This window comes from Micromonospora mangrovicola (assembly GCF_047200535.1).
Taxonomy (GTDB): domain Bacteria; phylum Actinomycetota; class Actinomycetes; order Mycobacteriales; family Micromonosporaceae; genus Micromonospora.
This window is the reverse complement of record NZ_JBJZOG010000032.1, coordinates 1-22,152: the sequence shown is the minus strand read 5'-3', so window position 1 is coordinate 22,152 and position 22,152 is coordinate 1. Positions and strand designations below refer to the sequence as shown.

The following is a 22,152-nucleotide window of genomic DNA, read 5'->3' as shown; positions in this document are numbered from 1 at the left end:
CGACTGCGGGACTCCGCTTCGCTGCGTTCCTCGCGCTCACGGGTGCCTGCCTTTCGTTCGCGACTGCGGGACTCCGCTTCGCTGCGTTCCTCGCGCTCACGGCTACATCCGGAAGACGCCGAAGCCGTCGGCGCCCCGTACCGGTCCGTTGTGGATCGCCGACAAACAGAGCCCGAGGACGGTACGGGTGTCCCGGGGGTCGATCACCCCGTCGTCGTAGAGCCGGCCGGAGAGGAAGAGCGCCCCGGACTGGGACTCGATCTGCTGCTCGACCATCATCCGCATGGCGGCGTCGGAGTCCTCGTCGTAGTCGCGTCCCCGGGCCGCGGCGGCCTGCCGGGCCACGATCGACAGCACCCCGGCGAGCTGCGCCGGCCCCATCACCGCCGATTTGGCGTTCGGCCAGGTGAACAGGAACCTCGGCTCGTACGCCCGACCGCACATGCCGTAGTTGCCGGCCCCGTACGAGGCGCCCAGGTTGACCGTCAGGTGCGGGACCTTCGAGTTCGACACCGCATTGATCATCAGAGCGCCGTGCTTGATGATGCCGCGCTGCTCGTACTCGGTGCCGACCATGTAGCCGGTGGTGTTCTGCAGGAAGACCAGCGGGGTGTCAGCGGCGTTGGCGAGCTGGATGAACTGCGCGGCCTTCTGCGCCTCCTCGCTGAACAGCACGCCCCGGGCGTTGGCCAGCACCCCGACCGGATACCCGTGCAGCTCGCCCCAGCCGGTGACCAGCGCAGTGCCGTAGTTCGGCTTGAACTCGTCGAACTCGCTGCCGTCCAGCACCCGGGCCAGCACCTCGCGCGGGTCGAACGGCACCTTGAGATCGGCGCTGGCGATGCCGAGCAGCTCCTCCGGGTCGTACTTCGGCGGCTGCGGGACCGGGTTGCGCGGCGGCGGTCCCTCCTTGCGCCAGTTGAGCCGGCGTAGGCACTGCCGGGCCAGCCGGATGCCGTCCCGCTCGTCCTCGGCCAGGAAGTCGGCCAGGCCGGACCGCGTGGCGTGCATGGCCGCCCCGCCCAGCGACTCGTCGTCGGTGACCTCGCCGGTTGCCATCTTCACCAGCGGCGGCCCGGCCAGGTACACCTGCGACCGGTCCCGGATCATGATGGTGTAGTCGGACATTCCGGGGACGTATGCGCCACCGGCGGTGGCGTTGCCGAAGACCACGCTGACCGTCGGGATCTTCGCGGCGGAGAGCCGGGTCAGGTCGCGGAACACCCGGCCGCCCGGAATGAAGATCTCCGCCTGGGTGGGCAGGTCCGCGCCGGCCGACTCGACCAGGTTCACCATCGGCAGCCGGTTGGCCAGGGCGATCTCGCCGGCCCGCCGGGTCTTGGCGAGAGCCCACGGGTTCACCGCGCCGCCGCGTACCGTCGGGTCGTTGGCGACGATCAGGCACTCCACGCCCTCGACCACGCCGATGCCGGTCACCGTGCTGGCTCCGACCGGGAAGTCGGTGCCGTACGCGGCCACCGGCGACAGCTCGAGGAACGGGCTGTCCGGGTCGAGCAGCAGCTCGATCCGCTCCCGGGGCAGCAGCTTGCCGCGCCGGTGATGGCGGGTCACGTACTTCTCGCCACCACCGGCCCGGGCCTGATCGAGCGCGGCCTCCAGTTCGCCGAGGCGCTCCAGCAGGGCCTCCCGATTGGCCAGGTGGCCCGGCGAGGACGGGTCGACGGCGCTGTCCAGCGTGGTCATAGGCCCAGACCCTTCGCGATGATCTCGTTCATGATCTCGGTGGTGCCGCCGCCGATGCCGAGGATCCGGGCGTCCCGGTAGTGCCGCTCCACCTCGGCGTCGCGCAGGTAGCCGAAGCCGCCGTGCAGTTGCAGCGCCTGGTCGACGACCCAGTCGCACGCCCCGACGGCGATGTTCTTCGCCATCGCCACCTCGGTCACCACCGGCTGACTGGCGGCCACCCGCTCCGCCACGTCGTGCACGTACGCCCGGGCGGCCTCGGCGCGGGTGTGCATCTCGGCCAGCCGGTGCCGGATCAACTGCCGCCCGGCCAGCGGCCGGCCGAACGTGGACCGGTCCCGACACCAGCGGGTGGCCAGCTCGACGCAGCGCTGCGCGGTCGCGTACGCGCTCGTGGCCAGGGACAGCCGCTCGGTGGCGAACTGCTGCATGATCGCCAGGAATCCGGTGTCCTCCGGACCGACCCGGTTCGCCACCGGCACCCGCACGTCCACGAAGGAGAGCTCGGCGGTGTCCGAGCAGTGCCAGCCCAGCTTCTCCAGCCGCCGGCCCACGGTGAACCCCGGCGTGCCCTTCTCGATCACCAGCAGGTGCAGTTCGCCGGACCGGGGAAATTCGGCGCACACGGCGGTGGTCACGAAGTCGGCCCGCACGCCGCTGGTGATGTACGTCTTCGACCCGTTCACCACGTAGTGGTCGCCGTCCCGGCGGGCGAAGGTGCGGATACCCGCCACGTCGGAGCCGCCGTCCGGCTCGGTGATCGCCAGCGCGCCGATCATCGTGCCGGCCAGGGTCGGCCGGACGTACCGGTCGATGAGATGCTGTGGCCCGGCGTCGGCCGAGTCGGCACCGCCACCGCAGGCGGCGACCATGTGCGGCAGCGCGATGCCGTGCGTGAACAGCGCCGCGACCAGCCCGGACGAGCCGCCGGACCGGATGATCTCCTCGGTGACCACGATCGAGTCGAGCAGGTCGCCGCCGCTGCCACCGACCTTCTCGGGAAAGCCGATGCCGAGCAGGCCGATCTTCGCGGCGGTCTCGTGCAGCGAACGGGGCACCTCGCCGGCCCGCTCCCAGCCGTCCAGGTACGGCAGGACCTCCTTCTTCACGAAGGCCCGGGTCAGCTCGCGGAGCTGCCGGCGTTCCGGCGTGTCGACAATGGTCACGGGCGTCCCTCCTCGACGGTCGCGGACGGCCCGCCGGGCAGGCCCGCCGGCAGGTCGACCACTCGCGAGCGGAGCAGCTCGCCGAACGCCTTGGCCTGCGGGTCGAACCGGGTGGAGGCTGCCACGCCCCGCCCGAGCAGCCCGCGGATGACGAAGTTGATCGCGCGCAGGTTCGGCAGCTCGTAGCGCTCGACGGTCAGCGGGGCGGTCTCCGGCAGGAGCTCGGCCAGCCGGTCGACGGTGAGCCAGCCGCGCAGCCAGGCCCAGGTCGCGTCGGCCCGGGCCCAGACCCCGAGGTTGGCGTCGCCGCCCTTGTCCCCGGACCTGGCCCCGACCACCTCACCGAGGGCCGCCCGCCGGGTCGGACCCGTCGCCGGCCACCCGGCTCCGCCGGTCGGCGCGGCGGGGTCGGCGGTCGCCACCGCCCCTGGCAGATGCGGGGGTGCGGTCTCCGGCGCGGCCGCCGTCCGGGCCGGCGGGGCGATCGGCACCCGCACCCCGTCGGGCAGCACCGCGACGTGCGACACCGCGCCCTGCGGCACGGCGTCGGCGGTGAAGACCCCGTACGGGGTGGCGTCGCCGGGCAACGTGGTCAGCGTGCAGCCCGGGTAGGAAGCCAGCGCCAGCTCCACCGCCGCCGCCGAGAACGCCCGTCCGGCCCGCGCCTTGTCGCCGTCCCGCAGGTGTACGTGCAGCAGGGCGCTCGCCGTCTCGGTGTCGGGGGCGTCCGGATGGTCGGTCCGGGCCAGGGTGAACTCCAGGCCCTCCTTGCCGACCGCCTCCGCCAGCTGGGCCCGGACCAGCGCCGCCTTCGCCGGGATGTCCAGCCCGCAGAGCACGAACGTCATCGAGTTGCGGAAGCCGCCCAGGTTGTTGACGCCCACCTTGAGCGTGTCCGGTGGCGGCGTGCCACGGACTCCGGCGACCCGTACCCGGTCCGGTCCGTCCTGGTGCAGCTCGACCGTGTCCAGCCGGGTCACCACGTCCGGCCCCAGGTACGCCGGGCCGCCCACCTCATACAACAACTGCGCGGTGACCGTCTCGACGGTCACCGCGCCGCCGCTGCCCGGGTGCTTGGTGAGCACCGACGAGCCGTCCGGGTGGATCTCGGCGATCGGGAAGCCCGGCCGGTGGCCGCCGTCGGGCAGTTCGGTGAAGAAGCTGAAGTTGCCGCCGGTGACCTGCGCGCCGCACTCGATCAGGTGCCCGGCGACGGTGGCTCCGGCCAGCGGGTCCAGGTCGTCCCGGCCCCAGCCGAAGCGGGCGATCGCCGGGCCGACCGCCAGCGAGGCGTCGGTGACCCGGCCGGTGACCACCACGTCAGCGCCCGCGTCGAGGCAGGCCGCGATCCCGAACGCCCCCAGGTACGCGTTCGCGGTCAGCGCGTCCGGCCGGGCGACGGCGTCGCCCTCGACGTACCCGACCCGCACGGTGAGGCCGAGCCGGTCGGCGAGCGCGCCGATCGCGGCGGCCAGCCCGGCCGGGTTGAGCCCGCCGGCGTTGGTGACCAGCGTGACCCCGCGGTCCAGTGCGGTGCCGAGACAGCCCTCCAGCTGCCGGAGGAAGGTCTTCGCGTACCCGAGGGACGGGTCCCGCAGCCGGTCCCGGCCGAGGATCAGCATGGTCAGCTCGGCCAGGTAGTCACCGGTCAGCACGTCCAGCTCGCCGCCGTCGAGCATCTCCCGCCAGGCGGAGAGGCGGTCGCCGTAGAAGCCGGAGGCGTTGCCGACCCGCAGCGCTCCGGTCACCCGGTCACCCCGGTGGGTTCCCGGCCGGCGCCGGCCGGGCCGGCGAACGCCTGGGCCACGTCCAGCCACTCGTCGGCGACCGGCCCGGTGGCGACGAGCGCCAGGTCGGCGCGGTGGCGACGCTGGGCGACCAGCAGGCAGAAGTCGAGCGCCGGGCCGGTGACCCGGTCGGCCGCGTCCGCCGGGCCGAACTCCCAGACGGTGGTGTTGTCGGGGGCGGAGAGTTCGAGCCGTACCGGCGCAGTCGGTGCCGGCCGGCCGTGGGCGGCGAAGCCGTGGCCGAGGGTACGGAAGCCGAGGTGGGCGATGTGCCGGAGCCGGTCGGTGGGGGTTCGCGTGACGCCGAGCGCGTCGGCCACGTCCTCGCCGTGCGCCCAGGTCTCCATGATCCGGGCGGTCGCCATCGACGCGGGCGACATCCGGGTGCCGTACCAGGCAATCTTCTCGCCGGGGAGCATGGCGGCCAGGATGGCCGCGAGCGCGGTCCGGCCGTCCCGCCAGCGGGTGAGCAGCTCGGCGGGTGGGGCGAGGAAGGACTCGGCGCCGTCGTCGACCAGCCGGGTCGGGTCCGGCGCGGCGGCGATGGAGGCGAAGAACGCCTCGACGTCGGTGGCGGCGAGGCGGGCCATCTCGTCGGTCCAGGCGAGGTGCGCGATCTGGTGGGCGACCGTCCAGCCCGGTGCTGGTGTCGACCGGGCCCATCCCTCCGGTGGCAGCGCGGCGACGAGGGCGTCGAGCTGCTCGGACTCGGCGGCCATATCCGCGAGCAGGGCTGTCAGGTCGACCATGGTGCCTCCGGGGGTCAGTGCGGCCGCGCGCTCCGTTGCGCCGGCGGGTCGTCGTCGGTGGTGAGCAGGGTGGCGAGCTGGCGCTTCCAGGTGTGCAGCAGGGCGGTGCGCCGGGCCGAGTCGTCGCTGAGCAGGTTGGCCACGCCCAGCCCGCGGAGCAGGTCGAGGGTGACCTGCACCGCCTCGCGTACGCCGGGCCGGCGCTCGTCCACGTCGAGCAGGTCGACGGTGGCCCGGTGCATCTCCCGCCCGATCCGTGCCTCCAGGGGCACCAGCGCCTTCCGCAGCTCGGCGTCGGTGCGGGCGGCCACCCACAGCTCCAGGGCGGCGACGAAGAGCGGCCCGGTGAAGGCGGCGGCGAGCAGGTCCACCACCCGGTCGAGCCGCTGCGGGCCGGCCGGCAGGGCCTCGGCCTCGTTGCGCAGCTCGGCCGCCCGTCGTTCGGCGAGGTGGGCGACGGCGGCGGTGACCAGGGCGGCCTTGGTGGGGTAGTGGTGCAGCTGCGCGCCCCGGGAGACGCCCGCCCGGGCCGCGACCACGGTGGTGGTGGTGCCCGACCAGCCGTGCTCGACCAGGCAGTCGACGGTCGCCTCCAGCAGCCGGGCCTGGGTGGCACGGCTGCGTTCCTGTTGCGGGACGCGGGTCGGTGCGGTGGGCACGGGGACAGCGTGCCGCCGCCGAAACAAACAGTCAAGCCTGACTTTTTATTGGCGCCAGGACACTCCGTCGCAGGGCCAGTGCTCCGGACACCACTGTGGAGTTGATGTCACAAACGATTCACGATCTCGCGCCGTCGCCGGCCCATCCGGTCCGCCTGCTCGGCGCCACGCGGTGGGCGAGCCGTGCGGAGTGCGGCGCCCGGCCGGCGTCCCCGGCGACCTCACGAACGAGTCGGCTCCAAAGCGGGCCCATCCCTACCCACCGTCGGGCGGCTGGACCCGGCCGGGCGTGGCCGGCCGGCCCGTCGGGTGCGGCAGCTCAACGGCCGTCGCGTGGACCGAAGACGGTGAGCGCGTCCACGTCGGAGTGGTGGGACGGCAGATACTCGGCGGACCAGGCGGCGGCGTCCGGGAAGCCGGACTCGGCGGCCACCCGGGCGCAGGCGGCGTCCACGTCGTACCGGGTGCGGCGCAGCTGCACGCCCGGGCCGAGCAGCGCCCACCAGGCACCCGCCCCGCCGTACGGCATGCCGACGCTGCCCGGGTTCACCACCAGGCGGCGGTCGACGAGCCGGGTGAACGGCATGTGGGTGTGCCCGCAGACCACCGTGCCCACCTCGGCCGGCAGGCCGGCGAAGACCTCGGCCCACCGGTCGAGCCGTGAGTCGACCAGCACGACCTCCTCGTCGTCACGGGGCGTCGCGTGGCAGAAGAGCACCTCGCCCAGGCCGGCGACGGGCAGCGTGACGGTCGGCGGCAGCGCGGCCAGCCGGGCCACCTGGTCGTCGCGGAGCTGCTCGGCGGCCCAGTTCGAGACGTCGATCGGAGACTTCTTGCCGGCTCGGGCCTTGACCAGTTCCCGATCGGCGTTGCCCCCGACCCAGCAGGCCCGCTCGCCGAGGCTGCCGAGCAGGTCCAGCACCTCGACCGGCTGCGGTCCGGCGGCGATGTCACCGGTGAGCACGATCAGGTCGGCCGTGGCCACGTCCGGCTCGGCCAGCACGGCCTCCAGCGCCGGCAGCGCGCCGTGGATGTCGGAGAGAACTGCCACCCGCTCAGGCATCACCCCACCCTGCCCCGGAGCCGCCGCGGAGTCCAGGAATTCTGCGCCGGGCAGAGGGGGCGCGACATTGTCGTCCCCGCCTGCCGGGAACGCCGACGCCTGGAACGGCACGACGGTCCGGGCCGGGCGAAAACCGGACCGGCCCGGACCGCACGACGGCGGGCCGGGCCGGGAGCTGATGCCAGACTGGTCAGACCCGCGCGCGGCGGGCCAGGCGCTCCGGGTCGAGGATGATGATGCTCTTGCCGTCGAGGCGCAGCCAGCCACGCGAGGCGAAGTCGGCGAGCGCCTTGTTGACGGTCTCCCGGGAGGCGCCGACCAGCTGGGCGATCTCCTCCTGGGTCAGGTCGTGGGTCACCCGCAGCACGCCGCCGTCACGGGTGCCGAACCGGCCGGCCATCTGGAGCAGGTTCTTGGCGACCCGGCCGGGCACGTCCGTGAAGATCAGGTCGGCCAGGGAGTCGTTCGTCCGGCGCAGCCGGCGGGCGAGCACCCGCAGCAGCTGCTCGGCGATCTCGGGCCGGTTGTTCAGCCAGGGCCGCAGCGCCTGCTTGCGCAGCCGGACCAGGCGGGTGTCGGTCACTGCGGTGGCCGTCGCCGTGCGCGGGCCGGGGTCGAAGAGCGACAGCTCGCCGACCATGTCCGACGGGCCCATCACGGCGATCAGGTTCTGCCGGCCGTCCGCCGCGCGGCGACCCACCTTGATCTTGCCGGACAGGAGGATGTAGAGACTGTCGCCGGGCTCGCCCTCGTTGAACACGACCTCGCCCTTGCGGACCTCGATCGTCTCCATCTCCTTGGCGAGCGCCTCGGCAGCCTCCGGGTCGACACCCTGGAAGATCCCGCTGCGGGCCAGTACCTCGTCCATCGCGCACCTCCGCTTGCGCGTGCCGTCCGTCGGCCGGGTCCGCCGTCCGCTGATCCCTCGCGCGCCGCCAGTCTAGGCGCACATGAGCAGGAATCAGAGGTGCACCCCTGGAATCTTGATCGTTGGGCGTAACCCGCCCGACCCGATCAACGACTAAGATCCCGCCCCCGCTCCGGGTGTCCGCCGTCCGTTCCCACCCTGATCGTAGGGTCGGCGACGTGCTGAGTGAGCCGTTCCTGACCACCCGCCCCGAAGTCGGGTGGGACATCCCGCTGCTGGTTTGGCGTGCGGAGGTGCCGCTGCTGGCGGTCGGCACCGCCCCGCTGGGCGGGGGGATCGGCGTCCGCCGGTGGGTGGTCAACGCGACCGTGCCGATGTCGTACGACCGGGACGACCCGGCCGAACACCTCGCCGAGATGGCCGACGGCCTGGGCCTGGACGGACCCGGCGTGGGCCTGCTGACCGGCGTCGACGTCGCCGAGGTGGTGGCCCGCGCCGACACCGGCGTCCGGGTCTGGGCGACGGTGGGGCTCGGCACCCCGGTCTGGGCCGCCGCCCCCGTGCCCGCCGCCCCGGCCCAGCGCGTCGGCACGGTCAACATCGTGGGGTACGTCCCGGCCCGGCTCAGCGAGGCCGCCCTGATCAACGCGGTGGCCACCGCCACCGAGGCGAAGGCGCAGGCGATCTGGGAACTGGGGCTACCCGCCACCGGCACCCCGACGGACGCGGTCACCCTGCTCTGTCCGGCCGACGGTGAACCGGCCCCGTACGGGGGTCCCCGGTCGACCTGGGGTGCCCCGCTGGCCCGCGCGGTGCACGCGGCCGTCCTGGCCGGCGGCGCCGGACCCGTCGTCCCCTGGTCCGACCGGCGAGCCGGCTGACCCGGCCGCCCGCGCGATCCGAACAAGTTTTCCGACCGATCGGCCGTCGTCGGAGGCGTTCCCGCGCGGTAGCGTCGCGGACGATGTACGCTCCCGGCCTTTTGGCGTTCCGTCCGTGGCGCGGACCTGCGGTCGCGTCCCGACCGTGGCGCAGACCTGCGATCGCTCTCGGCGCGCTGCTGGCCGCCCTGCTCGTCGCCGGCTGCGCCCCGCAGTCCGACGACGCGCCGGCCTGGCAGCCGGGCGTGGCGGCGAGCGACGACCCGGTCGAGGTCGAGCAGCCGGCCCAGCCGGTGGACGAGTCCGAGAAGGCGATCTCGCTGGCCGCCACCGGAGACGTGATCATGGGCAACGCCCCGTCCCGGCTACCGGCGAACGACGGCGAGGGCTTCTTCGACGACGTCAAGGCGGCGCTCAAGGCCGACCTGGTGATGGGCAACCTGGAGGAGCCGCTCACCGAGGACACCGGCGTCGGCAAGTGCGGCCCGAACCCGAAGAACTGCTACCAGTTCCGCGCCCCGCCGGAGTACGCGGCGCACCTCAAGGACGCCGGCTTCGAACTGCTCAACCAGGCCAACAACCACGGCTACGACTACGGCCCGCGGGGCTACGAGAACACCCAGCACGCGCTGGAGGAGCACGGACTGGAGCACACCGGCGCGCCGGATGAGATCACCGTGGTCGACGTCGAGGGCGTCAAGGTGGCGGTGGCGGGCTTCTCGTCGTACGTCTGGTCCAACAGCCTCGTCGACATCGAGTCGGCCAAGAAGGTGGTGACCAAGGCGGCCAGCATGGGCGACGTGGTCGTGGTCCAGGTGCACATGGGCGCCGAAGGCGCCGACAAGAGCCGGGTGAAGCCGGGCACCGAGCTGTACGCCGGCGAGAACCGGGGCGATCCGATCAAGTTCTCCCACGCGATGATCGACGCTGGCGCCGACCTGGTCGTCGGGCACGGCCCGCACGTGCTGCGCGGCATGGAGTTCTACCAGGGCCGCCTGATCGCCTACAGCCTGGGCAACTTCGCCGGGGGTGGGAAGTCGCTGAACAGCGCCGGCCGGCTCGGCTGGGGCGGGGTGCTCAAGGTCTCGCTCAAGGCGGACGGCAGCTTCGTCGACGGCACCTTCACCTCCACTCAGATGAACGGCGTCGGCCGGCCGGCGATCGACCGGCAGCACCACGGCCTCGGCCTGGTCCGCGACGTCAGCCGGGGCGACTTCCCAAAGTCCGGGGCCCAGTTCGACCAGGCGGGCAGGATCAGCGAGCCGTCCGGCACCGGCGCCTGACCCGACCCGGCCCGCGTGGGCCCGCCGGCAGGCCGGCCGCGCGACGTAGGCTGACCGGCGTGACCACGCGTACCCCCGAGACCGACCTCGGTCGCACCCGCCGCGCCCGGCGGATCGGCCGGGTGCTGACCGAGACGCACCCCGACGCGCACTGTGAACTCGACCACTCCAACGCACTGGAGTTGGCGGTCGCCACCATCCTGTCCGCGCAGTGCACCGACAAGAAGGTCAACGAGGTCACCCCGAAGCTCTTCGCCCGCTACCGCACCGCCGCCGACTACGCCGGGGCGGACCGGGCCGAGCTGGAGGAACTGATCCGGCCGACCGGCTTCTACCGCAACAAGACCAGCTCCCTGATCAACCTGGGCCGCGAACTGTGCGAGCGGTACGGCGGGGAGGTCCCCGGCAAGCTCGCCGACCTCGTCACCCTCCCCGGCATCGGTCGCAAGACCGCCAACGTGATCCTCGGCAACGCCTTCGGCGTCCCCGGCATCACCGTCGACACCCACTTCCAGCGGCTGGTGCAGCGGTGGAAACTGACCGGCGAAACCGATCCGGTCAAGATCGAACACGCCATCGGCGCGCTGTACCCGAGGCGCGACTGGACGATGCTGTCGCACCGGATCATCTTCCACGGCCGGCGGGTCTGCCACGCCCGCAAGCCGGCCTGCGGCGCCTGCACCCTGGTCAAGCTCTGCCCCTCGTACGGCACCGGGCCGACCGACCCGGTGGCGGCGGTCAAGCTGCTCAAGGGACCCCGTGCCCGGGATCTCGCGGCGGCCGTCGGCATCGACCCCGACCTGGTCCCGGGCCAGGCCGCAGCGGCGGACGTGCCGTGAACCGTCGCCTCGCGTACCTGCTCGTCCCGGCGCTGCTGGCCCTCGCGGGCTGCACCGGCACCGGCGGGGAGCGGCCCGGCCCGGTCCCGGCGACCCGGGCCGAACGGCCCTCGCCGTTCGCCGACTGCGCGCCGCTGACCGCCGCGCCGGCCTCCGCCGCCGCCACGGCGAGCGGCACGCCGGGCGACCCGCTGCCCGAGCTGACCTTCCCCTGCTTCACCGGCGGCGGCCCGGTCGCGCTGCGCGACGTCAAGGGTCCGGCCGTGATCAACGTGTGGGCGTCCTGGTGCCCGCCCTGCCGCAAGGAGCTGCCCGCCTTCCAACGGCTCAGCGAACGGGCCGGCGGGCGGTTGCAGGTGCTCGGGGTGAACAGCCGGGACAACCGGGCCGGTGCGCAGTCCATCGGCGAGGACTTCGGCGTCCGGTTTCCGATGCTGGTCGACCAGGGCGACGCTTTCGAGCGGGCGCTCGGCCGCAACGCCTTCCCGCTGACCGTTCTCGTCGGGTCGGACGGCCGGATCCGGCACATCGACTCGACCGGCCAGCTGACCGACGCCCGCCTGGCCGAGCTGGTCCGCCGGCACCTCGGCGTGGCGGTGGCCTCATGAGCGAGCGTCAGCTGGCGGCCCAGCGCGACGGCGTGGTGGCCGCATGAGCGCCCACCGGCAGCCCCCGGCCTGGCTGGACCCGCTGCTCGGCCGCCTCGGCACCGCCCGCGCCGAGGACTTCACCCGGCTCACCACCCCGGAGAGCGGGGGTCGGGAGAGTGCGGTGCTGGTGCTGCTCGGCGAGGAACCGCAGGCCGGCCCGGACGTGCTGGTCCTGCAACGCGCCGCCACCCTGCGCAACCACGCCGGGCAGCCGGCCTTCCCCGGCGGCGCGGCCGACCCGGAGGACGCCGACGCCAGCGCCACCGCGCTGCGCGAGGCGAACGAGGAGGTCGCCCTCGACCCGGGCAGCGTCACCGTGCTGGCCCAGCTGCCGAAGCTGTGGATCCCGGTCAGCGACTTCGTGGTCACCCCGGTGCTCGGCTGGTGGCATGCGCCGCACCCGGTGCACCCGCGCGAGCCGGCCGAGGTGGCGCACGTGGCCCGGCTGCCCGTCGCCGAGCTGGTCGACCCGGAGAACCGGATGCGGGTCCGCCACCCGAGCGGCTGGATCGGCCCGGCCTTCTCGGTACGCGGCATGCTCGTCTGGGGCTTCACCGCCGGAGTGCTGAACACGCTGCTGGAAATGGGCGGGTGGGCCCGGCCCTGGCCGCGCTCCCGGGTGGTGGAGCTGCCGCCGACCCGGGCCACCCCGGCTCCCTCGGCCGGCACCGACGCGGTCGACGAGAGCCCGGTCCGCTGAACCGGGCCGGGTCACCGCCGCCTACCTGAGCGTCACGTTCAGCGAGCGCTCAGGGACTCCCGTGCCAGCTGCCCGTACCCTGGACGGGTGTCCGTCGTGGATCTCCTCCTGCTGCTGCTCATGCTCGTGTTCGCGATCAGCGGATACCGGCAGGGCTTCGCCATCGGGGCGCTGTCGCTCTCCGGCTTCTTCCTGGGCGCGCTCCTCGGCCTCCAGGTCGGCCCGCTGGTAGCCCGGCAGTTCAGCGACAGCGGGACCCGCGTACTGGTCTCCCTCGTCGCGATCTTCGGGCTCGCCGTGCTGGGGCAGGCGCTCGCCGGCTGGCTCGGCTCGCACCTGCGCCAGACGATCACCAACGACCTGGCCAAGCGGCTCGACGACATCGGCGGCGCCCTCGTCTCGGTCGTCGCGGTGATGCTGGTTGCCTGGCTGGTCGCGGTGCCGCTGGGCTCGTCGGCCGTGCCCTGGGTGGCCTCCTCGGTCCGGAACAGCGCCGTGCTCACCGTGATCGACCGGATCCTGCCGGACAAGGCGCAGGAACTCTCCACCGCGCTGCGCGACACCGTCGACACCAACGGCTTCCCGGACGTCTTCGGCGGCCTCGCCCCGACCCGCGCCCGCCAGGTCGCCCCGCCCGACCCGGCGCTCGCCGGCTCCCAGGTGGTGCAGACCAGCCAGCGGTCGGTGGTGAAGGTGCTCGGCTCCGCGCCGAGCTGCGCCCGCCGCATCGAGGGCTCCGGCTTCGTGTACGCGGACGACCGGGTGATGACCAACGCACACGTGGTGGCCGGTACCCGCTCGGTCGCCGTCGAGCTGCGCGGCGAGCGGTACGACGGCGAGGTGATCGTCTACGACCCGGAGCGGGACCTGGCCGTGCTGCACGTGCCGGGGCTGCCCGGCCCGTCGCTGCGCTTCGCCGCCGGGCAGGCCGGCAGCGGGGCGGACGCCATCGTGCTGGGTTTCCCCCTCGACGGCCCGTACGACGCCCGGCCGGCCCGGATCCGGGACGTCGACCGGATCACCGGCCCGGACATCTACTCCGCCGGGGACGTGACGCGGGAGATCTACACCATCCGGGCGTGGGTCCGCAGCGGTAACTCCGGCGGACCGCTGGTCTCCTCGAACGGGCTGGTGCTCGGGGTGATCTTCGCGGCGGCGGCGGACGATCCGAACACCGGCTTCGCGGTGACCGCCGCCGAGGCCCGGCCGGTCGCGCTGGCTGGCGCGGAGCGCACCCGGGGGGTCGGCACGGGCGACTGCACCTGAGCGGGGGCGGCGCCCGGCCCGGCCGGCGGGCGGCCCCGGTCAGCCGGCGGACGCCGGGGCGGGGGCCACGTCGTCGCCCGAGCTGTCGACCGGCAGTTTGGCCCGACCCCAGGTGAGGGTGTGGTCGAGCACCGCGCGGGCCATGATCGCCACGCAGGCGCCGCCGTTGAGGAAGGACGCCACCACGTCGCTGGGGTGGTGCATGCCCCGGTACATCCGGGTGACCGCCACCCCGACCGGCACCAGCACCAGCAGCGCCCACCAGGTGATCTTGGCAGGGGTGCGCTTCGCCCGCAGCGCCAGCAGCACCGCGATACCGACGTAGAGCGCGGTTGCGGCGGAGGTGTGCCCGGACGGGAAGCTGGAGGTCGGCGGGGAGGCGTCCATGTGCTCGACGGCCGGGCGGTGCCGGTCGATGACCATCGTGGTGAAGAGGAACACCAGCGCCTGCGCGCTCACCGCCGCGCAGAGGAAGAGCGGCTCCCGCCAGCGGTGCAGCACCAGCCGCAGCACCAGCGCGACCAGCACGGTCACCACCACGATCAACTGGGTGCTGGCCAGCGTGCTGAACACCAGCGAGACGTCGTTCCACCCCGGCGTCCGGTCGGCCGCCAGCTCACGGTTGACCGTGTCCTCCACGGTGAACGGCCAGGACCTCGCGAGCACCCGGGTGACCAGGACGCCCAGCGCCACCATGACGGAGAAGAGCAGGGCCACCGGCAGCACGACCCGCTTGGCGACCTGGACCACGACATCGGACATGGGCCGCCCTTTACCCCGACCGGTGCCGAACTACGCGTGCGTCCCGTCCGGGTCCGGCTCGGCCAGCTCCGGCTCCACGCCCTCCCGGGTGGTACGCACCGGCCGCCGGCCGACCCGCGTCCGCCAGGTGGTGAAGGCCGCGGCCGTGGCGGCGACCACCGCGGCGCCGAGCACCCAGCCACCGACCACGTCGCTGCTCCAGTGCACGCCGAGCGCGATCCGGCTGAGCCCGGTCACCACGGCGAGGAGCACCGCCGCGACCCAGAGCGTCCAGCGCAGCCACCGCCGCCTCCGGGTGTACGGCAGGAAGACCAGCAGCAGCACCCCGGCGGCCAGGGTCGCGTTCAGCGCGTGCCCGGAGGGGAACGAGTAGCCGGCCGCCCGGGCCACCGGATCGAGCAGATCCGGGCGGTGCCGCCCGACCAGCAGCTTGAGCAGCCCGCCGAGCAGCCCGCCCACGGTCATCGTGGCGACCACCCAGAGCGCCAGCCGCGGGGCCCGGCGGTACAGCAGCCACGCCACCAGCACGGCGGCGGCCGCCCGCAACGGGTTGGGGGCGAACACGTCGGTCCAGACGCTCATCGCGGCCACCCAGGCCGGGTGGTCCAGCGCGTACCGGTGCAGCGCGCCGGTGAGGGCGGCGTCGAGCCGGAACAGCGGCGGCCACGCGCCCAGCACCAGGAGCGCCAGCAGGGCGAACGGCACCAGCACCAGGAAGGCGGCGACGGCCGCCAGGGTGAGGCGCAGCCCCAGCGACCGGTCCGGATCGAGACGTGCGGTACGCCAGGACCGCCGGTCCGTGCCCAAGCTGTTCATGGGTCGTCCACTACCCAGCCGAGGGCCGGTCAGACCGGCCGGTCAGCGGCGGGCCTGGCGGAACCGGCGGATCATCAGTGCGGCGCCGGTGACCAGGGCGACGAAGAGAGCCAGGCCGGTCCAGAGCCGCTCCGGTGCCGAATCGGCCGCCTGGCCGGCCGCCCGGGCCGACCACCTGGTCTGTGAGGGAGCGGCGTAGAACGGGTCGCCGCCCTGCCCGGCGGCCCGGGTGTCCCCGGCCGGGCCGGGTGCCGGGCCGAAACCCACCACGCCCGGGGAGTCGTTGTCGTCGAGCGGGTTGCGCCCGATCAACGGCACGTCGGTGCCCAGCGCCGCCACCGGGTCCACCAGCCCGTACCCGAACCGGTCGTCGCGACCGGTGGGGCCGAGGTCCTTCGCGGTGCCGATCATCCGGTTGACGACGTCGCCGGCGGACATCTGCGGATAGCGGGAGCGGACGAGCGCGGCCGTCGCCGCGACCAGCGGCGACGCGAAGCTCGTCCCCTGTATCCGCCAGTACCCGCCCGGGCGGGCCCCGTTGAGCCCGGTCGCGGGCGCGGTCAGCACCGTCTCGTGGCCGGTGATCGAGCCGGACCAGAGGTCCCTGCCGTTGCGCTCCAGGCCGGCGACGGCGATCACGCCGGGCTCCCGGGCCGGGTACCAGACCTTCCGGCTGTTCGAGGTGGCGAGGTTGCCGGTGCAGGCGACCACCACCACGTCCCGGGCGAAGGCGTAGTCGAGAGCGGCGGCCAGGGCCGGGCTGTCCCCGCTGCCGCCGAGCGACAGGTTGATCACACGCGCGCCGTTGTCGACCGCCCAGCGCACCCCCTTGGCGACGATCAGGGCGTCGTCGTACCGGTTCTCGTCGTCGAGCACCCGGACCGGAAGGATCTTGGCATCCGGGGCGAGGCCGACCACGCCGCGGTCGTCGTCGTTGCGCCCGGCGATCAGGCCGGCGACCGTGGTGCCGTGCCCCACCGGGTCCGGACCCTCGGAGCCGCCGGGGGAGACCAGGTCGATGCCGGGAAGCACCTGGCCGTCGAGGTCCGGATGGGAACCGTCCACCCCGGAATCGACGACCGCGACCACCACGCCCCGCCCCGTCGACGTCCGCCACGCGGTTTTCGCGTTCAGCAGGTCGAGCTGCCACTGCTCCGCGCGGACCTGGTCGACCCGGGCGGGGGACTCCACCGGCGCCACCCAGGCCGGCTCCGCCAGCACGGTCGCGGCGTGCGCGGGGGGCGCCCACGGGCCCGCCACTACGGCCACGGTGGCCGCCACGCCGAGCAGCGCGCGGCCGACGGCGCGTCGGGTCGCGGCCGGAGCCGCCTGCCGATCCCTGGTCACATTCCCCAGCCATTCATCGCGACAAGACCATGCTGCTCGGAGATTACCGGTTTTCCCTGACGCCACGGTGAAACTCGTGGACACCGCTCACCCTGGCGGAAGGTGGGCCAGTTGGACCAACCGGACGCCTTCGCGCCGGGTCACCAGCCGCCCGCGGCCCGGCGGCAGCGGCCCCGCCTTCACCTGCCCGACCAGCGGGCCCTCCTCCGGACCGCCCGACATCACCAGGCCGGGGGTGGAGAGTTCCCGCAGCCGCTGGACGATCGGCTCGAACGACGTCCGGCCGGAACCGGCGGCGCGGCGGGCCAGTACCAGGTGCAGCCCGACGTCCCGGGCGTGCGGCAGGTGCGCCTCGAGCGCGCGCAGCGGGTTGGTCGGCCCGCCGGCCACCAGGTCGTAGTCGTCCACCAGCACGAACAGCTCCGGCCCGGTCCACCACGACCGGCTGCGCAGCTCGGCCGGGGTGACCTCCGGCCCGGGCAGCCGCCCTTGGAGGTAGCCGGCCGCCGACTCCAGCAGTTCGGTGGTGTGCGGTGCGGCGGTGCCGTAGCCGATCAGGTGCGGCGTCTCGATCGTGCCCATGAGGCTGCGCCGGTAGTCCACCAGCATCACCCGGGCCTGCTCGGGGGCGAACCGGTTGACGATCGAGGTGGCCAGCGCCCGCAGGAACGACGACTTGCCGCACTCGGCGTCGCCGAAGACCACGAAGTTGGGCTCGACGGCGAAGTCCAGCACCACCGGGCGCAGGTCCGCCTCGGCCACCCCGATCGCGAAGGCCAACCCGCTGGTCGCGCCCTGGTCCAGCTCCGCGTACGGCAGCACCGGCGGAAGCAGCCGTACCGGGGGCGCGGCCGGGCCGGCCCACGCGCCGGCGACCGCCTTGACCAGGTCCGCCGTCTCGCCGCCCAGACCGCTGACGACGGGGGTGGCGGTGAGGAAGTGCAGCCCGCCGGCGGTGATGCCACGCCCCGGCCGCTCCTCCGGCACGGTCGCCGCGAACTGCCGCTTGCTCACCACCGAGTCGGCCGGGTCGCCGAGGCGCAACTCGAGGCGGGAGCCGAAGAGGTCCCGGATCGCCGGTCGGAAGTCCGACCAGCGCAGCGAACTGGCCATTACGTGCACCCCGTACGCCAGCCCCCGGGTGGCCAGCTCGGTGACCAGGGGCTCCAGGTCCTCGTAGTCGCTGCGCAGGGTGTTCCAGCCATCGACCACCAGGAACACGTCGCCGAACGGGTCGGCGCCCGGCCGCCCGCCGGCCGGCGACGCGGCCCGCCGCCGGCGCCACGCGGCCACCGACTCCACCCTCGCCTCGGCGAAGCGCCGCTCCCGCTCGGCGAGCAGGCCGGCGATCTCCCCGACGGTCCGACGCACGGCCGTGTCGTCGGTCCGCCCGGCCACCCCGCCGACGTGCGGCAGGTCGCGCAGCGCGCCGAGCGCCCCGCCGCCGAAGTCGAGACAGTAGACCTGCGCCTCGGTCGGGGTGTGGGTGAGCGCCAGCGCGCAGACCAGCGTGCGCAGCAGGGTGGACCGCCCGCTGCGGGTGGTTCCCACCACCGCCACATGCCCGGCCGCCCCGTCCAGGGCCAGCCAGAACAGGTCCCGGCGCTGTTCCAGCGGCTTGTCCACCACGGCCACCGGCACCTGGAGCGCGCCGTGCAGCTCCGGGTTCGCGACGGCCAACCCGCGTACCGGATCGACACCGACCGGGCCGAGCAGTTCGTCGAGGGTGGGGGACTCGTCCAGCGGCGGCAGCCACACCTGGTGTGCCGGCGGCCCCTGCCCGGCCAGCCGCGCCACGACCAGGTCCAGCAGGCTCTCCGCGGCCTTCTCCTCGGCGGGCGGCGCGGCCGGGGTGGGCGGCTCCGGTACCGGCACCAGGTGGGTGGAGAAGGTGAGCAGCCGCGGCGCACCGTCGCCGGCCGCGCTCACCGGCCCGCCCCGGCGGCGGACCGGACCGGAGACGTACGCGGCCCTGAACCGGACCAGCGGGTCGGTGCCCGAGCGTAGGTAGCCGTGCCCGGGGGTGCGGGGCAGCTCGTGCGCGTCCGGCACCCCGAGCACCGTCCGGGACTCCAGCGCCGAGAACGTGCGCAACCCGATCCGGTACGACAGGTGGGTGTCCAGCCCGCGCAGCCGGCCCTCCTCCAACCGCTGCGAGGCCAGCAACAGGTGGACCCCGAGCGACCGGCCCAAACGGCCGATCTGAACGAACAGGTCGATGAAGTCCGGCTTGGCGGAGAGCAGCTCGGAGAACTCGTCGCAGATGAGCAGCAGCGACGGCAGCGGGGCGAGCGGCGTGCCGGCGGCCCGGGCCCGCTCGTAGTCGCGCAGGCTGGCGAAGTTGCCGGTCCGGCGGAGCAGCTCCTGCCGGCGGGTGAGCTCCCCGTTGATCGCGTCGACCATCCGGTCGACCAGGGGCAGCGCGTCGGCCAGGTTGGTGATCACGGCGGCGGTGTGCGGCAGCCGCTCGAACGAGGCGAAGGTGGCCCCGCCCTTGAAATCGACCAGCACGAAGTTGAGTTGCTCCGAGCTGTGCGTGGCGGCCAGCCCCAGCACCAGGGTGCGGAGCAGCTCCGACTTGCCGGAGCCGGTGGCGCCGATGAGCAGGCCGTGCGGTCCCATCCCGTCCTGCGCCGACTCCTTGAGGTCCAGTTCGATCGCGCCGCCGTCGCTGCCCACCCCGATCGGCACCCGCAGCCGGTCCCGCGCGGCCCGCGACGCCCAGCCCTGCTCGGCGGTGAAGTTCTCCGGGTCGCCGATGCCCAGCAGCTCGGGCAGGCCCGGCTCGGCACCGGGCGGGACGTCCGGTCCGCGTACCGCGCCGGCGAGCCGGAGCGGGGCGAGCCGGCGGGCGACGGCCTCGGCGTCGGCGGGTTCCAGCATGTCGGCGGTGCCGACCTCGGCGTGCCCCTCAGCGGAGTGCGAGTGCAGGCGGCCGCCGGCCAGGTCGAGGAGGAGGGCGTACCGGTCGAGCAGGCGGGGTGGCGAAGTGTCCAGGTCGATCACGGTGACCGCGTCGATGCCGCCGTCCCCGGCCAGGCCGGTCGCCCCGGTCACGTCGCCGCCGTCGAGCAGCACCACCACGTGCGGGCCGTCGGTGGCCGGCCCGGCCGGGCTGAACCGGGACCGGCTGGCCAGCACGTCGTCCAGGAGCCGCTCCAGCTCGACGGCCGAGCTGGTGACCAGCCGGACCGCCCCGAGCGCGTCGACCCGCCGGGGGTGGTGGGCGTGCGGCAGCCACTTCACCCACTCCCAGTCCGCCCGCCGCTCCGGTCCGGCGCAGACCGCGATCAGCAGCTCGTCGGGGGCGTGGAAGACGGCGAGCTGGGTGAGCATGGCCCGGGCCAGCCCCTGCGCGGCCGGGGAGCCGGCGCCGCGTCGCACGACGGCTCCAGGTCGCTGCGCGGTGTCAGACGCGCCGAGCTGGAGTTGTCGCGGGCCCGGGCCCCGGACGAAGACCCGCGCGAAGCTGCGCAGGGACAGCGCCACCGGCAGGTTCGGCACCACCGAGTACGCGTCGAGGAAGCGTCGCAGCGCCCCCGCGGTCATCGGCTCCAGCTCCTCCAACGGGCGGGTGACCGGCGGGATCAGCGGGGTGGCCAGGGTCTGCGGGCCCACCCCGACCCGGACCACGGCGAAGTCCGGGTCGCCCGGCCGGCGTTCCCAGATCCGGTGGCTGTCCACGGTCGACCAGAGCCGGCCCGGGTCGGGGTGCCGGTAGTAGAGCCCCGCCCGCTGCGCCCCGGCGGTTTCCCGGACCCGGCGGCGCAGCGCGGCCAGGTGGCGCAGGTACTCCCGGCGGGCGGCCATCATCTCGGACTTGCGCGGAGTGCCGGAGGCGCTGCCCCACGAGGTCAGCAGCATCGCCACCGAGGAGAGGCCGAACATGCCGCCCACCACGTACGAGTAGGCCCCGCCGCCGCGGCCGAACATCATCGCCATCGCCACCGTGCCGCCCAGCATGGGCAGCACCATCAGGGCCTGCTGCCAGCGCCCCCCGGTGAGCACGGGGATCTCCGGCGGCGCCTCGACGGGCAGCTCGCCGGCCGGGATCTCCGGCGCCGGGCGGCGCGCCGGCCGCTTGATGACGACTGTGGACACTGAGCCTCCCGATGGCTCTCGGTAACCCGAGCCTGGCTCATGGTAGGTAAAGTCCTGTCATCCGTCAGTCACCCGTACCGCTCGATATGGAGAGACCTCGATGACACCCGGGTTGGCGCGAGTCACCATAAGCGCGCCCCAGCGGCGGGTGGACGTGGCCCTGCCGGAACAGGTCCCCCTGGCCGAGCTGCTGCCCGAGGTGCTCCGGCACGCCGGGAAGGGGCTGGCCGACGACGGGGAACGGCACGGCGGCTGGGTGCTGCGGCGCACCGACGGCGCGGTGCTGGCCACCGCCCAGGCGCTGCTACCCCAGGGGATACGGGACGGCGAGGTGCTGCACCTTGTGCCGGCCCGGGCCGAGTGGCCCGAACTGGAGTACGACGACGTCGTCGAGGCGATCGCCGACGGGGCCCGCCGGCGGGGCGCCGCCTGGTCGCCCGCGGCCACCCGGACGGCCACCCTGGCAGGGGCGGGCGTGCCGCTGGCCGTGGGGCTCCTCGCCCTGCTGGCCGCCGGCCCCGCCCAGCGCGCCGGCTGGCCCGTGGCGGTCGCGGTGGCGCTGCTGCTCGTGCTCGCCGGCACCGCCGCCTCCCGGGCGTACGGCGACGGCCCGGCCGGCAGCACCCTCGGCGGGTACGCCCTGCCCTGGGCCGCCGCAGCCGGCGCCCTGTCGGTCGGCTCCGGCGACCCGGTCGGCCCGATCGCCCCGCTGCGCTGGGTCGGCGCGCCGGAGCTGCTGGCCGGCTCGGTGGCCCTGCTGCTGGTTTCGGTGCTCGGCCTGCTCGGTGTGGCCAGCCGCGGCCGGGTCTTCGTGGCCGGCGCGACCACCGGCCTGGCCGGCGCGTCCGCCGCTCTCGGCGGCCTCCTGCTCGACCCGGCCGGCACCGCCGCCGTGCTGCTCTGCGTGCTGATCTTCGCGCTCGGCGGGCTGCCGCTGCTGGCCCTCCGGCTCGGGAAGGTGCCGCTGCCGCCGATCACCCTGCCGGCCGCCACCCCCACCGGCGGTCCGGAGGGCGTACGCGACCTGCCCGACCGAAGGCGGGTACGCGCGGCGGTGGCCCGGACCGAGGAGGTGCTGGGTGGCCTGCTGCTCGGGCACGCCGTACTGGCGGTGGCCGCCACGGCGGTGCTGGCCACCACGGGCGGGCCGGCCGGCCGGGTGCTGGCGGCGGTCGGCTGTGCCGTGCTGCTGCTGCGCTCCCGGCTCTTCGTGGCGGTCCGGCACCGGCTGCCGCCGGTGGCCGCCGGCCTGGCCGGGTACGCCCTGCTCGGCGTGGTCCTCGCCGGGCCCGCCGACCCGACCGGACGGCTCGTGCTGGCCGTCGGCGGGCTGCTGCTCGCCCTGGCCGCCGTGGCGGCCGGCGCCACGTACGCCCGGCGACCGGTCTCCCCGTACCTCGGTCGGCTGGCCGACCTGACCGACACCGCGCTGGTGGTCTCCGTGGTCCCGGTGGCCTGCGCGGTGCTGGACCTCTACGACCGGGCCCTGGGGCTGCTCGGCTGACCATGCG

General features: G+C 74.4%; 18 protein-coding genes. 7 read left to right on the top strand and 11 right to left on the bottom strand.

The window, feature by feature from the left end; all coding sequences use genetic code 11:
• Nucleotides 1–102 precede the first annotated feature (102 nt).
• From ACL02O_RS15390 to ACL02O_RS15360, 7 genes are all read right to left on the bottom strand, one after another.
• On the bottom strand, nt 103–1,704 hold the full coding sequence (locus ACL02O_RS15390) for an acyl-CoA carboxylase subunit beta (RefSeq protein ID WP_412818745.1): 1,602 nt from the start codon (nt 1,702–1,704) through the stop codon (nt 103–105).
• A complete protein-coding gene (locus ACL02O_RS15385) occupies nt 1,701–2,870 on the bottom strand; it encodes an acyl-CoA dehydrogenase family protein (protein ID WP_412818744.1) in 1,170 nt (389 codons plus the stop codon). The genes ACL02O_RS15390 and ACL02O_RS15385 overlap by 4 nt, the downstream gene beginning before the upstream one ends.
• Nucleotides 2,867–4,618: an acyclic terpene utilization AtuA family protein gene (locus ACL02O_RS15380; protein WP_412818743.1), complete on the bottom strand. Its 1,752-nt coding sequence runs from the start codon at nt 4,616–4,618 to the stop codon at nt 2,867–2,869. Before ACL02O_RS15380 ends, ACL02O_RS15385 begins: the two co-directional genes overlap by 4 nt.
• Entirely contained in the window at nt 4,615–5,406 is a 792-nt protein-coding gene (locus tag ACL02O_RS15375) for a TIGR03084 family metal-binding protein (protein WP_412818742.1), read from the bottom strand. The genes ACL02O_RS15380 and ACL02O_RS15375 overlap by 4 nt, the downstream gene beginning before the upstream one ends.
• Nucleotides 5,407–5,420: 14 nt before the next feature.
• Nucleotides 5,421–6,065, bottom strand: coding sequence for a TetR/AcrR family transcriptional regulator (locus ACL02O_RS15370; RefSeq protein WP_412818741.1), 645 nt, complete (start codon nt 6,063–6,065; stop codon nt 5,421–5,423).
• A gap of 319 nt (nt 6,066–6,384) precedes the next feature.
• Nucleotides 6,385–7,128 carry a metallophosphoesterase family protein gene (locus tag ACL02O_RS15365; RefSeq protein ID WP_412818740.1) on the bottom strand — a complete coding sequence of 248 codons (744 nt, stop codon included), beginning with the start codon at nt 7,126–7,128 and terminating at the stop codon, nt 6,385–6,387.
• 190 nt (nt 7,129–7,318) lie between these two features.
• Nucleotides 7,319–7,996 (bottom strand): Crp/Fnr family transcriptional regulator, encoded by a 678-nt coding sequence (locus ACL02O_RS15360; RefSeq protein WP_007073398.1) that lies wholly within the window; start codon nt 7,994–7,996, stop codon nt 7,319–7,321.
• Nucleotides 7,997–8,214: 218 nt separating this feature from the next.
• Between ACL02O_RS15360 and ACL02O_RS15355 the strand changes: the two genes are divergently transcribed.
• The 6 genes from ACL02O_RS15355 (at nt 8,215) to ACL02O_RS15330 (ending at nt 13,615) form a co-directional block, all read left to right on the top strand.
• A complete protein-coding gene (locus ACL02O_RS15355; protein WP_412818739.1) occupies nt 8,215–8,877 on the top strand; it encodes an adenosylcobinamide amidohydrolase in 663 nt (220 codons plus the stop codon).
• Nucleotides 8,878–8,978: 101 nt separating this feature from the next.
• Nucleotides 8,979–10,160 carry a CapA family protein gene (locus tag ACL02O_RS15350; RefSeq protein ID WP_412818738.1) on the top strand — a complete coding sequence of 394 codons (1,182 nt, stop codon included), beginning with the start codon at nt 8,979–8,981 and terminating at the stop codon, nt 10,158–10,160.
• A 59-nt stretch (nt 10,161–10,219) separates the two neighbouring features.
• Nucleotides 10,220–10,999: an endonuclease III gene (gene nth, locus ACL02O_RS15345; RefSeq protein ID WP_412818737.1), complete on the top strand. Its 780-nt coding sequence runs from the start codon at nt 10,220–10,222 to the stop codon at nt 10,997–10,999.
• A complete protein-coding gene (locus tag ACL02O_RS15340; protein WP_412818736.1) occupies nt 10,996–11,607 on the top strand; it encodes a TlpA family protein disulfide reductase in 612 nt (203 codons plus the stop codon). Before nth ends, ACL02O_RS15340 begins: the two co-directional genes overlap by 4 nt.
• A gap of 43 nt (nt 11,608–11,650) precedes the next feature.
• Nucleotides 11,651–12,349 (top strand): NUDIX hydrolase, encoded by a 699-nt coding sequence (locus ACL02O_RS15335; protein WP_412818735.1) that lies wholly within the window; start codon nt 11,651–11,653, stop codon nt 12,347–12,349.
• An 87-nt stretch (nt 12,350–12,436) separates the two neighbouring features.
• The gene (locus ACL02O_RS15330) at nt 12,437–13,615 is read left to right on the top strand and encodes a MarP family serine protease (protein WP_412818734.1); all 1,179 of its coding nucleotides are present in this window, start codon (nt 12,437–12,439) and stop codon (nt 13,613–13,615) included.
• A 39-nt stretch (nt 13,616–13,654) separates the two neighbouring features.
• Here the strand turns inward: ACL02O_RS15330 and ACL02O_RS15325 are convergent, their stop codons facing one another.
• From ACL02O_RS15325 to eccCa, 4 genes are all read right to left on the bottom strand, one after another.
• The gene (locus ACL02O_RS15325; protein WP_412818733.1) at nt 13,655–14,377 is read right to left on the bottom strand and encodes a phosphatase PAP2 family protein; all 723 of its coding nucleotides are present in this window, start codon (nt 14,375–14,377) and stop codon (nt 13,655–13,657) included.
• Between the two features lie 30 nt (nt 14,378–14,407).
• Nucleotides 14,408–15,193: a phosphatase PAP2 family protein gene (locus ACL02O_RS15320; protein ID WP_412818732.1), complete on the bottom strand. Its 786-nt coding sequence runs from the start codon at nt 15,191–15,193 to the stop codon at nt 14,408–14,410.
• A 42-nt stretch (nt 15,194–15,235) separates the two neighbouring features.
• Nucleotides 15,236–16,540: a type VII secretion-associated serine protease mycosin gene (gene mycP / locus ACL02O_RS15315; protein WP_412818731.1), complete on the bottom strand. Its 1,305-nt coding sequence runs from the start codon at nt 16,538–16,540 to the stop codon at nt 15,236–15,238.
• 87 nt (nt 16,541–16,627) lie between these two features.
• Nucleotides 16,628–20,641: a type VII secretion protein EccCa gene (gene eccCa / locus ACL02O_RS15310; protein WP_412818730.1), complete on the bottom strand. Its 4,014-nt coding sequence runs from the start codon at nt 20,639–20,641 to the stop codon at nt 16,628–16,630.
• A gap of 100 nt (nt 20,642–20,741) precedes the next feature.
• Here eccCa and eccD point away from each other — a divergent pair, with 100 nt between their 5' ends.
• Nucleotides 20,742–22,145 carry a type VII secretion integral membrane protein EccD gene (gene eccD, locus ACL02O_RS15305; RefSeq protein WP_412818729.1) on the top strand — a complete coding sequence of 468 codons (1,404 nt, stop codon included), beginning with the start codon at nt 20,742–20,744 and terminating at the stop codon, nt 22,143–22,145.
• Nucleotides 22,146–22,152 lie beyond the last annotated feature (7 nt).